At 62.5% G+C, this 12,182-nt stretch carries 9 protein-coding genes and 3 pseudogenes; all 12 read left to right on the forward strand.

The window, feature by feature from the left end; translation table 11 throughout:
* Window positions 1-46 precede the first annotated feature (46 nt).
* The 12 genes and pseudogenes from uppS (at window position 47) to ACQVLG_RS20895 (ending at window position 12,176) form a co-directional block, all read left to right on the forward strand.
* The gene (gene uppS / locus ACQVLG_RS20840; RefSeq protein ID WP_474290843.1) at window positions 47-814 is read left to right on the forward strand and encodes a polyprenyl diphosphate synthase; all 768 of its coding nucleotides are present in this window, start codon (window positions 47-49) and stop codon (window positions 812-814) included.
* Window positions 814-1,644, forward strand: coding sequence for a phosphatidate cytidylyltransferase (locus tag ACQVLG_RS20845; protein WP_474290844.1), 831 nt, complete (start codon window positions 814-816; stop codon window positions 1,642-1,644). The genes uppS and ACQVLG_RS20845 overlap by 1 nt, the downstream gene beginning before the upstream one ends.
* Window positions 1,645-1,652: 8 nt before the next feature.
* A pseudogene (gene ispC / locus ACQVLG_RS20850) lies at window positions 1,653-2,838 on the forward strand (1-deoxy-D-xylulose-5-phosphate reductoisomerase).
* A pseudogene (gene rseP / locus ACQVLG_RS20855) lies at window positions 2,835-4,199 on the forward strand (RIP metalloprotease RseP). The pseudogenes ispC and rseP overlap by 4 nt, the downstream one beginning before the upstream one ends.
* A gap of 83 nt (window positions 4,200-4,282) precedes the next feature.
* Window positions 4,283-6,618 (forward strand): annotated as a pseudogene (bamA, locus tag ACQVLG_RS20860) (outer membrane protein assembly factor BamA).
* 51 nt (window positions 6,619-6,669) lie between these two features.
* Window positions 6,670-7,188 carry an OmpH/Skp family outer membrane protein gene (locus ACQVLG_RS20865; RefSeq protein WP_230541972.1) on the forward strand — a complete coding sequence of 173 codons (519 nt, stop codon included), beginning with the start codon at window positions 6,670-6,672 and terminating at the stop codon, window positions 7,186-7,188.
* A gap of 21 nt (window positions 7,189-7,209) precedes the next feature.
* Entirely contained in the window at window positions 7,210-8,265 is a 1,056-nt protein-coding gene (gene lpxD / locus ACQVLG_RS20870) for a UDP-3-O-(3-hydroxymyristoyl)glucosamine N-acyltransferase (RefSeq protein WP_474290845.1), read from the forward strand.
* Window positions 8,262-8,756: a 3-hydroxyacyl-ACP dehydratase FabZ gene (fabZ, locus tag ACQVLG_RS20875; RefSeq protein ID WP_035818168.1), complete on the forward strand. Its 495-nt coding sequence runs from the start codon at window positions 8,262-8,264 to the stop codon at window positions 8,754-8,756. Before lpxD ends, fabZ begins: the two co-directional genes overlap by 4 nt.
* Before the next feature lies 1 nt (window position 8,757).
* Window positions 8,758-9,549 (forward strand): acyl-ACP--UDP-N-acetylglucosamine O-acyltransferase, encoded by a 792-nt coding sequence (lpxA, locus tag ACQVLG_RS20880; RefSeq protein ID WP_230541974.1) that lies wholly within the window; start codon window positions 8,758-8,760, stop codon window positions 9,547-9,549.
* Window positions 9,533-10,711 (forward strand): lipid-A-disaccharide synthase, encoded by a 1,179-nt coding sequence (lpxB, locus tag ACQVLG_RS20885; protein ID WP_474290846.1) that lies wholly within the window; start codon window positions 9,533-9,535, stop codon window positions 10,709-10,711. Before lpxA ends, lpxB begins: the two co-directional genes overlap by 17 nt.
* A gap of 44 nt (window positions 10,712-10,755) precedes the next feature.
* Complete coding sequence (gene rnhB, locus ACQVLG_RS20890) at window positions 10,756-11,394, forward strand: ribonuclease HII (protein ID WP_230541976.1); 639 nt, start codon at window positions 10,756-10,758, stop codon at window positions 11,392-11,394.
* The gene (locus ACQVLG_RS20895) at window positions 11,391-12,176 is read left to right on the forward strand and encodes a TrmH family RNA methyltransferase (RefSeq protein WP_474290847.1); all 786 of its coding nucleotides are present in this window, start codon (window positions 11,391-11,393) and stop codon (window positions 12,174-12,176) included. Before rnhB ends, ACQVLG_RS20895 begins: the two co-directional genes overlap by 4 nt.
* Window positions 12,177-12,182: the final 6 nt, after the last annotated feature.

Raw genomic sequence — 12,182 nt, forward strand, 5'->3', positions numbered from 1 at the left:
ATTTGGCGCATAATAGCTATCTTTTATTTTTGGTATTCGTGTTTTCATGATCTATTCGAGTTCGACAACGGCAGTACCTGAGGTTGGCACGGTGCCGCGCCATGTAGCAATCATTATGGATGGCAATGGCCGCTGGGCAACCAAGCGCTTCCTGCCCCGCGTGGCTGGCCACGTCAAGGGCGCCGACGCCGTGCGCGGCATCGTCGAGAGTTGCCTCAACCGCGGTGTCGAATATCTGACCCTGTTTGCCTTCAGTTCGGAAAACTGGCGCCGCCCGGAAGAAGAGGTGTCGATGCTGATGCGCCTGTTCGTTACCATGCTGGAACGCGAAGTGGTCAAGATGCATGCCAGCGACATCCGCCTGAAGGTGGTGGGCGACCTGTCGCGCTTCAATGGGGAGCTGCAAACCCTGATCGCCAATGCGGAGCGCAAGACGGCCAACAACACGCGCCTGACGGTGTCCATCTGCGCCAATTACGGCGGCCGCTGGGATATCATGCAGGCAGTCAACAAAATGACGGCCGAGGCGGCAGCCAGCGGCCAGCCCGCCGGCCACGCCTACACGGAAGAGCAACTGGCGCCGCACCTGGCCATGGCCTACGCACCCGAGCCTGACCTGTTCATCCGCACGGGCGGCGAGCAGCGCATTTCCAATTTCCTCCTGTGGCAACTGGCGTACACTGAGTTGTTTTTCACCGAGACTTTCTGGCCCGACTTCGATGACGAGTGCCTCGACGCGGCAATCGCGTCTTACCAGCAGCGCGAACGGCGCTTTGGCCGTACCAGCGCGCAATTAACTGAAAAGACAAACTGATGCTGAAAACACGGATAATCACCGCCCTGGTCTTGTTGGCGGTCTTGCTGCCGGTTCTGTATCTGAATTATTTCCCCGCCTTCGCCGTGATCGCCACGGCGTTCTTTGGCGCCGCCGTCTGGGAAAGCTTCATCTTCAAAAATCGCCAGGCGCTGCTGATCGCCGCCGTCTGGACTGCCGCCTTCGCGTATACGTTTTTTGTTGGTAACGGCATGGCGCAGCTCAATTTCTGGTTCGCCCTGTGCGTGGCCATCTGGCTGATCCGCTTCGTGCCTTCGCTGGCGACGGGCTTGCCGCCCACCGAAGGCCTGGGCAATACCTTGCTCAGCCTGGTGTACCCGGTGACCATCGTCGGCTGCTTCGTCGCCATCATCGCCTTGTTCCTGCATAGCCCTTTGTACCTGCTGTCCGTCATGGCTCTCGTGTGGATCGCCGACATCGGCGCCTATTTCTCGGGCAAGGCTTTCGGCAAGCGCAAGCTGGCGCCAAGCATTTCCCCAGGAAAATCCTGGGAGGGCGCCATCGGCGGCGGCATCGCCGTGCTGGTCATCGCCGCCATCACCATCGTTGCCGCGCCATCGCTGCCGGTCTTGCAAGACACCTTCGCCGTGCAGCTGCAGTTGCGCCGCGGCTGGCCGGTGGCCTTGCTGGTGCTGCTGCTGATCGTCGCCGCCAGCATCGTCGGCGACCTGTTCGAATCCCAATTGAAACGCCGCGCCGGCATCAAGGACAGCAGCAACCTGCTGCCTGGCCATGGCGGCGTACTCGACCGTATCGACGCGTTGATCCCGGTCCTGCCATTCGCCGCTCTCGTGGCCAGCTGGCTTTAAGGAAACTCATGCAATACATCACCATCCTTGGCGCGACCGGTTCGATCGGCGTGTCCACCCTGGACGTGCTGGCGCGCCATCCTGAGCAATACAGCGTGTATGCGCTGAGCGCCCACAGCCGTGTGGCCGAACTGGCCGCCCAGTGCCTGCAGTTCCGTCCCCAACGCGCCGTCGTCGGCACGGCGGATGCCGCCCTTGAACTGACGCGTTTGCTGCGCGGGCAGGGCGCCGATACGCAAGTCGATTATGGCGAGGAAGCCCTGTGCGCCATCGCCAGCGCGCCGCAAGTGACGGGCGTGATGGCGGCCATCGTCGTGTGCCGCCGGCCTGGCGCCCACCCTGGCGGCCGCACGGGCTGGCAAGAAAGTATTGCTGGCCAATAAAGAGGCGCTGGTCATGTCGGGCCAGCTGTTCATCGATGCCGTGCATGACAATGGTGCCGTGCTGCTGCCGATCGACAGCGAACACAACGCCATCTTCCAATGCATGCCGCACGCCCATGGCCGCGCGCCTGGCGCGGCGGGCGTGGCGAAAATCGTGCTCACCGCGTCCGGCGGCCCCTTCCTCACGCGCGACGTCGAGACGCTCGATAGCGTGACGCCGGACCAGGCGTGCAAGCATCCGACCTGGGCCATGGGCCGCAAGATTTCCGTCGATTCGGCCACCATGATGAACAAGGGCCTGGAGGTGATCGAGGCGCACTGGCTGTTCGGCGCCCCTGCCGACCAGATCGAGGTGCTGATCCACCCGCAAAGCGTGATCCATTCGATGGTGTCGTATATCGACGGTTCCGTGCTGGCCCAGCTGGGCAATCCGGACATGCGCACGCCCATCGCGCATGCGCTGGCGTATCCGCAGCGTATCAATTCTGGCGTAGCGCAGCTTGACCTGGCACAAGTTGCCACCTTGCAGTTCGAACGTCCCGACTTCCGCCGTTTTCCTTGCCTGGCGCTGGCCTTCGACGCCCTGCGCGCGGGCGGCACGGCGCCGGCCCTGCTGAACGCGGCCAATGAAGTGGCCGTGCAAGCGTTTCTCGATGAACAGATCGGCTTCCGCCAGATCGACCGGGTCATCGCCCACGTCATTGAGACGGTGCCGCATGGCGCCGCTTCCAGCATCGAGGCCGTGATGGAGCAGGATCGGCTGGCCAGAGCGGCCGCGCACGCGTACATCGCCCACAGGCTGGCCGCATGACCTTGATTACCACCTTGCTGGCGTTTATCGTCGCGCTGGGCTCGCTGATCACCTTGCACGAGCTGGGCCACTATCTGGTGGCGCGCTGGTGCGGCGTGAAAGTGCTGCGTTTCTCGATTGGCATGGGGAAAGTGGTGTATTCGCGCAAGTTTGGCAAGGATCAGACGGAGTGGGCGATTTCCGCGCTGCCGCTGGGCGGCTATGTGAGCATGCTCGACAGCCGCGCGCAAGACCTCAGCGACTTGCCGGAAAGCGAATTGCGCCGCGAATTCACGCGCCAGAGCGTGTGGCGCCGCATCGCCATCGTGGCCGCCGGCCCGCTGGCCAATTTCCTCGTCGCCATCGTGCTGTATGCGGGCCTGTTCATGCATGGCATCGAAGAGCCGTCCAGCAAGCTCGGTCCCGTGGCCGAACAGACGGCCGCCTATGCGGCCGGCTTGCGCAGCGGCGATACGGTTGAGTCGGTGAATGGCAAGGCCGTGGCCAGCTGGTCCGAGCTGCGCTGGGAGCTGATCCAGGCTACCCTCGACAAGCAGCCGGCGCGCATCGAAGTGCGCCGCCCCGACCGTGGCCAGCAGGAAGCGACCTTGCCGACGGACGGCCAGCCTGACGGAAACGGACCTGGAAGGCGACGTGCTGGGCAAGCTGGGCCTGACTATGGCCCGTTCCGCGCCCACATTGATGGAAATCATGCCCGATGGCGCTGCCGCGCGCGCCGGCCTGCAGAAAAACGACCAGATCCTCGCCATCGACGAGCAGCCCGTGCACGACGTGGCGGCCGTCATCGCCACCCTGAGCCAGGCGCCGGGCCGGACCTTGCAGTTGCAGCTTTTGCGACAGGGGCAGGATCTGACCCTGTCCATTACGCCGGAAGCTGTCAAGGCTGGCACGGCAGAGGGAGCTGTAACAGTTGGTAAGATCCAGGCAAAGCTGGGGCAGGTGCCGGATATGATCACCGTGGCATCGGGACCGTTCGCCGCCGTGGGCAAGGCGTCCGCCAAGGTCTGGGATACCAGTGTCATGAGCCTGAAAATGCTGGGTAAAATGATCACCGGCCAGGTCTCGCTGAAGAATGTGACGGGGCCCATTACCATCGCCGATTACGCGGCCAGACGGCGCGCATCGGTCTGGTAAGCTATCTGAGCTTCATTGCCTTCATCAGTATCAGTCTGGGCGTGATGAATTTGCTACCCATTCCTGTTCTGGATGGCGGGCATTTGCTGTATTATTCGCTGGAAGTTTTGACCGGACGCCCCTTGCCGGAGCGCGTAGGCGAGATTGCCCAGCGCCTGGGGATCGGTTTGTTGCTGACCTTGATGGTGCTTGCCGTCTTTAATGACGTGTTGCGATTGCTGAATTAGGGCGGTGGTTGATGCCATTGCGTGAGTCGCACAAGCAATCTTTTGTGTATGTTGTCCATTGATTTACCCATTGAATAACCCCAATGAAATTACATTCTGCTCGTTTTGCCTTGCCTTCCTTTCGTCGCAGCCTGATCGGCGCCGCCGTCATGGCCTTCTGTGCCGGCCATGCGCTGGCCGTCCAGCCATTCACTGTCAAGGACATCCGGGTCGAAGGGATCCAGCGTACTGAAGCGGGCACTGTTTTCAGCTATCTGCCGGTGCGCGTCGGCGAGACGTTCTCCGACGAAAAGAGTATCGCCGCCATCAAGGCCCTGTATGCGACGGGTTTCTTCAAGGACGTGCGCCTGGAAGTCGATGGCGACGTGCTGGTGGTGCTGGTCGAGGAACGCCCGGCCATCGCGGCCGTGGAATTTACGGGCACCAAGGAATTTGAAAAAGACGTGCTGGTCAAGGCCCTGAAGGAAATCGGCGTCGGTGAAGCCAAGATTTTCGACAAGGCGTCCGTCGACCGCGCGGAACAGGAACTCAAGCGTCAGTACCTGTCGCATGGCCTGTACGGCGTGAAGATCACTACCACCGTCACGCCGATCGAGCGCAACCGCGTCAACGTGGTGTTCGCCGTCGACGAGGGCGACGTGGCCCGCATCAAGCAGATCAACATCGTCGGCAACAAGGCTTTCACGGACAAGGAACTGCGCGAACAGCTGGCCCTGAACACGGGCGGCTGGTTCAGCTGGTACACCAAGGCCGACCAGTATTCGAAAACCAAGCTGACGGGCGACATCGAGTCGCTCAAGTCCTACTATCTGGACCGCGGCTATATCGAGATGCAGGTCGACTCCACGCAAGTGTCGATCACGCCCGATAAAAAAGACATCTACCTGACGATTAACATCACCGAAGGCGAGAAGTACAAGATCGCCGGCACCAAGTTCGAAGGCGAAATGTTCGGCCGCGAAGAGGAGCTCAAAGCGCTGAACCTGATGCGCGAAGGCGAGATCTACTCGGGCGCGCGCCTGACGGCGACGAACAAGCGCATCCAGGACCGCCTGGCTACCTTTGGTTATGCCTTTGCCAACGTCAATGCGAATCCGGAAATCAACCGCGAAAAGCATGAAGTCGGTTTCACCTTCTTCATCGATCCGGGCAAGCGCGTGTACGTGCGCCACATGAATATCGCCGGCAACACCACCACGCGCGATGAAGTCATCCGCCGCGAATTCCGCCAGTTCGAATCATCCTGGTACGACAGCAACAAGATCAAGCTGTCGCGCGACCGTGTCGACCGCCTCGGCTACTTCAAGGACGTCACCATCGATACCCCGGAAGCGCAGGGCACGACCGACCAGGTCGACGTCAACGTGACGGTGGTGGAAAAACCAACGGGTAACTTCCTGATCGGCGGCGCCTTCTCGCAATCGGAAAAATTCACCCTGTCGGCGTCGATTTCGCAAGCCAACTTTGCCGGCAGCGGCAACACGGTCGGCATCGAACTCAATACCAGCCATTACAGCCGCACGATTGCGTTTTCGCAAACCAATCCGTATTTTACGGACGATGGCATTTCGCGCAGCTTCGAAGTCTACCTGCGCACGACGGAACCGCCGGCGCTGAATATCGGCAGCTACAAGATCAAGCAGACTGGTGGCCGCGTCAGTTTCGGCGTGCCGTTCTCGGAAGTCGACACTGTCTTCTTCGGCATCGGCGCCGAGCGCTCGCGTATCGAAACCGACATCACCAGCCGATTCGCTTCAAGCAGTATGTGGTCGACAACGGCGGCCCGTCCGACGGTATCGGTTCGGCCACCACGAATTCCATCCCGCTGACGGCGGCATGGCAGCGCGACAGCCGCGACAGCGCCCTGACGCCATCGATCGGCCGCTACCAGCGCGTCAACCTGGAGGCTGACCTGATCGGCGACCAGAAATACTTCCGTGCCATCTATGAGCACCAGTATTTCCGTCCGCTGTTCAGCAAGGTCACCCTGGCGCTGAAGGGCGAGCTCGATTACGGCCACGGCATCGGCAAGCACGTGTATCCGGTCTTCAAGAACTTCTACGGCGGTGGCATCGGTTCGGTGCGCGGCTACCTGAGTTCCTCGCTGGGCGCGGTCGAACCGAGCACCAACGATGCCTTGGGCGGCGCCTCGCGCCTGATCGGTAACGCGGAACTGCAGATGCCATTCCCCGGTTCGGGCAATGACCGCAGCTTGCGCTGGTTCGGTTTCCTCGACGGCGGCCAGGTCTACCAGGAAGGCGAAAAAATGCGGCTCTCGCAATTGCGCTATTCTGCTGGCTTGGGCATCAGCTGGATTTCACCAGTGGGCCCGCTCAAGCTGAGCTATGCCAAACCGCTGAACGCCAAGCCGACGGACCGCCTGGAGCGCTTCCAGTTCCAGATGGGCACCGGTTTCTGACCGGCCATCTGAATCGGGGCGACAGCTTTTACTTTTTGACCATGGAGTATCATGAACACCGCATCCGCCACCCTGCCCAAGTCCCTTGCCATGATTGCATTGTGCTGGAGTTCGCTGTTGCCGGTGCAGGCGCAGGCTCAGGAGTCGAAGATCGCCTGGATCAGCAGCGAACGTATTTATAACGAATCGAGGCTGGCCAAGCTGGCCAGCGCCAAGCTGGCCGAAGAGTTCCGCTCGCGCGAAAAAGCCGTGCAGGAACTGGCGGCCCGCTTCAAGGTCGCCAATGAAGCCCTGGAAAAGGACATGCCGACCTTGAGCGAGCCGGAGCGGGCCAAGCGCCAGCGCGAGTTTTTCGAGCTGGACAAGGAACTGCAGCGTCGCCAGCGCGAGTTCCGCGAAGACCTGAGCCAGCGCACGAACGAAGAGCGCAGCGCCATCGCGGAAAAAGCCAATACCATCATCCAGCAGATGGCGCATATCGAAGGATATGACATCGTGCTGCAGGAAGCCCTGTGGGCCAGCCCGCGCATCGACATCACCGACAAGGTCCTGAAGGCGCTGGACAAGTAACATTAGAATAGAGGTAAATAGATGGGCACTCGACTAGGAGAATTGGTCGAACGCTTCGGTGGTCAATTAGCGGGCGATCCCAACCTGGAAGTCACAGGGATCGCACCGCTGGCCGACGCCGGCGCTTCGCACATCAGCTTTCTCAGCAATAGCAAATTCCGCGCACAGGCGGCGCAAAGCGGCGCAGCGGCGCTGATCCTCACGCCGGGCGACGACGCGCTGATCGGCGTTGAATACGCCGGCGCGCGCATCGTCACACCGAATCCCTATGTGTATTTCGCGCGCGCGGCGCAGTATTTCGCCGCCCTGCACGAGATCAAGGCGCCGGCTGGCATTCATCCGGGCGCCTTTGTCGACGCCAGTGCGCAGGTTGATCCGACCGCATCGGTCGGCCCGCGCGCCGTGATCGAGGCGGGCGCCGTGATTGGCCCTGCATGCGTGATCGGCGCTGGCTGCGTGATTGGCCGCGACGCCGTCATCGGCGCTGGCACCCAGCTGTTCGCCAACGTGACCTTCCACGCGCGCTGCGTGATCGGCCAGCGCGGCATCATCCATTCGGGCGCCGTGATCGGCACCGACGGATTCGGCTTCGCCAACGAAGGCGGCGTGTACATCAAGATACCGCAGACGGGCAGGGTGGTGATCGGCGACGATGTCGATATCGGCGCCAACACCACCATCGACCGTGGCGCGCTGGCCGACACCATCATCGAAGACGGCGTCAAGCTCGATAACCAGATCCAGATCGGCCACAACTGCCACATTGGCGCGCACACGGCCATGGCCGGCTGCGTCGGCGTGGCCGGCAGCGCCATCATCGGCAAGTACTGCACCTTTGGGGGCGCCGCCATGGTGCTGGGCCACCTGACCATTGCCGACCGCGTTCACGTGGGCTCGGGCAGCATGGTGTCGCGTTCGATCGCCGAACCGGGCCAGTACACGGGTTTTTATCCGCTGGCCAAGAACGCCGACTGGGAAAAGAGCGCCGCCATCGTGCGCAACCTGTCAAGCATGCGCGAGAAGATCCGCGCGCTTGAAAAAACAATTAAAACACTGACCACGCAAGACGAAAAATGACTACTGAAAAAAAGACCCTCGACATCCTGGCCATCAAATCGCTGCTGCCGCACCGCTACCCGCTGCTGCTGGTTGACCGCGTGCTGGACTGGGAAGCGAACAAAACCATCACCGCCATCAAGAACGTGACGGTCAACGAAGAGTTCTTCCAGGGCCATTTCCCGCACAAACCGGTCATGCCAGGCGTGCTGATGATCGAAGCGCTGGCGCAAACGGCGGCCCTGCTGTCGTTCCTGTCGATGGGCGTGAAACCGGACGAGAATTCGGTGGTGTACTTTGTCGGCATCGACAATGCGCGCTTCAAGCGTCCTGTCGAACCGGGCGACCAGCTGAAGATGGACGTCGAAATCCTGCGCGTCTCGCGCGGCATCTGGAAATACAAGGCTGTCGGTACGGTCGACGGCAAGGTCGCGCTGGAAGCGGAACTGATGTGCACCATCCGCAGCGCGCAGGATGCGAGCCAGTCTGCGAGCCAGCCAGCGGGGCAGTAACATGGCGGCCATCCACTCTACCGCAGTGATCGACCCGAAGGCCGAGCTCGACAGCTCGGTCGAGGTGGGTCCGTACACCATCATCGGTCCGCACGTGCGCATCGGCGCCGGCACCAGGGTCGGCCCGCACGTGGTGATCGACGGTCACACGACGATCGGCAGCGACAACCACCTGTTCCAGTTTTCCTCCATCGGCGCGCAGCCGCAGGATAAAAAATGGGCAGGCGAGGCGACGCGCCTGGAAATCGGCGACCGCAACACCATCCGCGAATTCTGCACCTTCAACACGGGCACCGTGCAGGGTGGCGGCGTGACGCGCCTGGGCAACGACAACTGGATTTCGGCATATGTGCACTTGGCGCACGACTGCCTGGTGGGCAACAACACGATTTTTTCGAACAACGCCCAGCTGGCGGGCCACGTGGAAATCGGCGACTGGGTCATCATGAGCGGTTTCGCCAACGTGCACCAGTTCTGCAAGATCGGCGCGCACGCCTTTGTCGGCATGAGCACCAGCCTGACGCAGGACGTGCCGCCGTTCGTGCTCCTGAACGGCAATCCGGCGCAGGCGCATGGCGTCAATATCGAAGGCTTGAAACGCCGCGGCTTTACGCGCGAGCAGATCAACGGCATCCGCGCCGCGTATAAGCTCATCTACCGCTCGGGACTGACCCTGGAAGAATCCAAGGCGGCCCTGTTCGAAGAAGAAGCGGCGTCGTCGCCCGAGGTGGCGCAACACATTCGCGCCATGCGCGAATTCCTTGGCGTCGCGTCGCGTGGCATCGTCCGCTGACCAGGCCAGCAGCCTGTCGGTCGCCATCGTCGCCGGCGAGGTGTCGGGCGACCTGCTGGCCAGCCGCCTGCTGTCCGGCCTGGTGCCGCAGCTGCCCGGTGCCCGCTTCCACGGCATCGGCGGCGAGCACATGGCCCAGCAGGGCTTTGTGTCCGACTGGCCGCTCGACAAGCTGACGGTGCGCGGCCTGTTCGAGATCATTCCCCGCTACCGCGAAATCAAGGGCATCCAGAACGCGCTGCGCGACCAGCTGCTGGCGGAGCGGCCCGCCGTCTTCATCGGCGCCGATTATCCGGGCTTTAACCTAGGCCTCGAGCAGCAGCTCAAGGAAGGCGGCATTCCCACCGTGCACTACATCGGGCCGCAGATCTGGGCCTGGCGCGGTGGACGCATCAAGAAAAAAATCATCAAGGCCGTCTCGCACATGCTGGTGATCTTCCCGTTCGAGGAAGAAATCTACCGCAAGGCGGGGGTGCCAGTTACCTATGTCGGCCATCCGCTGGCCGAGATGATCCCGCTGCAGCCCGACGAAGCGGCGCGCGCGCGCGCCCTGGGCTTGCCGCAGGACGCGAATGTCGTGACCCTGATGCCGGGCAGCCGCATGGGCGAACTCAAATACAATGCGGTGGCGTTTGTCAGCGCCTGCAAGCTGCTGCTGGCGCGCGACCGCTCCTTGCGTTTTGTCGCGCCCATGGCCGGCGAAAAGCAGCGCCAGTACTTCCTGCAGCTGATCCGTGAGGCGGGCTTGCAGGACGTCGAGATACTGCTCACCGATGGCGGCTCGCACACGGCCATCTGCGCCGCCGATGCGGTATTGGTGGCCTCCGGCACGGCCTCGCTGGAAGTGGCGCTGTACAAGAAGCCCATGGTCATCGCCTACAAGATGATGCGCGCGTCGTGGGAAATCATGCGCCACATGGGCTACCAGCCGTGGATTGGTTTGCCGAACATCCTGGCGCGCGATTACCTGGTGCCCGAGCTGCTGCAGAACGCGGCCAGCCCGCAAGCGCTGGCCGAGGCCATGTGGCAGCAGCTGAGCGATGTGCCTGGCCGCTTGCGCCTGGTGCAGCGCTTCACGGACATGCACCACAGCCTGCTGCGCGACAGCGCGCGCGAAAGCGCCAACGCCGTCATGCAGGTCATCGCCGCCAACCGCAAGTAACGCCCGATCACCGCTTCAACCGCAGTACCAACCAAAGATTCAACGTGAAAAATATCTATCCCGGCCTGTTTGACGACTTGCCATTCTCGCTCGATGAAATCATCTGCGGCGTCGACGAGGCAGGGCGCGGTCCGCTGGCCGGTCCCGTGTTTGCCGCCGCCGTGATCCTCGACCCGAACCAGCCCATCGACGGCTTGCGCGACTCGAAAAAGCTCACCGAAGCCAAACGCGACCTGCTGGCGCCGCAGATCAAGGCCAAGGCCCTGGCCTGGGCCATCGCCGAAGCGTCGGAAGAGGAAATCGACCGACTGAACATCCTGCAGGCGTCGATGCTTGCCATGCGCCGCGCCGTCGAGGCTTTGGCCACCGTGCCGACCCTGGCCCTGATCGATGGCAACCGCTGTCCCGTGATGCCGATACGCGGCATGGCCATCATCGGTGGCGACGACAAGGTCGATTCGATTTCCGCCGCCTCGATCCTGGCCAAGACGGCGCGCGACGCGGCCCTCGTGCACCTGCATGCGGCCTATCCCGAGTACTGCTTTGACCAGCACAAGGGCTATGGCACGAAATTGCACCTGGAGCGTCTGCATCTGCACGGCGCCTCGCCCGTGCACCGCCGCTCGTTCGCGCCCGTGCGCAACGTGATCGCCCTGTTCGGTGGACAAGAGGTGGCGGCATGAAGACGATTACCTCGCGCGACAATGCGCAATACAAGGAGCTGCTGAAGCTGGCGGGCAGTTCGCAGGCGCGTCGCAAGTCGGGCCGCACCCTGCTCGACGGCGTGCACCTGTGCCAATCCTACCTGCAGCTGCGCGGCATGCCGGAGCAGTGCATCGTCAGCGAAAGCGCCTTGCGCAATCCGGAAGTGATGGAGATCGTCGGCCAGCTGGAAAGCCAGCGCGCACACGTATTGGGCTTGCCCGACGCGCTGTACCACGCGGTGAGCCAGGTCGAGCACGGCGTAGGCGTGATGTTCCTCATCGAAACGCCGGAACGGGCCGTCACGCAGCCGCTGAGCGTGTCGGCCGTGCTGCTCGATAACCTGCAAGACCCGGGCAATGTGGGTTCCATCTTGCGCAGCGCGGCCGCAGCCGGCATCACGCAGGTGTACTGCAGCGCCGGCACGGCCTTCTGCTGGTCGCCCAAGGTGCTGCGTGCGGCGATGGGCGCGCACTTCGTGCTCGACATCTTTGAAAACGTCGACCTGGCGGCGCTCGTATCGAGCGCCCAGGTGGCGACCCTCGCCACCAGCGGCTACGCCACGCAGCGCCTGTACGACGTCGACCTGCGCCAGCCCGTCGCCTGGCTGTTCGGCCATGAAGGGCAGGGCGTCGCCGATGATTTATTGTCGATGGCGACGCACCAGGTGGTCATTCCCCACCTGGGCCAGATCGAATCGCTGAACGTGGCTGCCTGCGCCGCCGTCTGCTTCTTCGAGCAGCTGCGCCAGGGCCAGTCCTGAACCGGG

The organism is Janthinobacterium sp. TPC_1 (assembly GCF_056037845.1).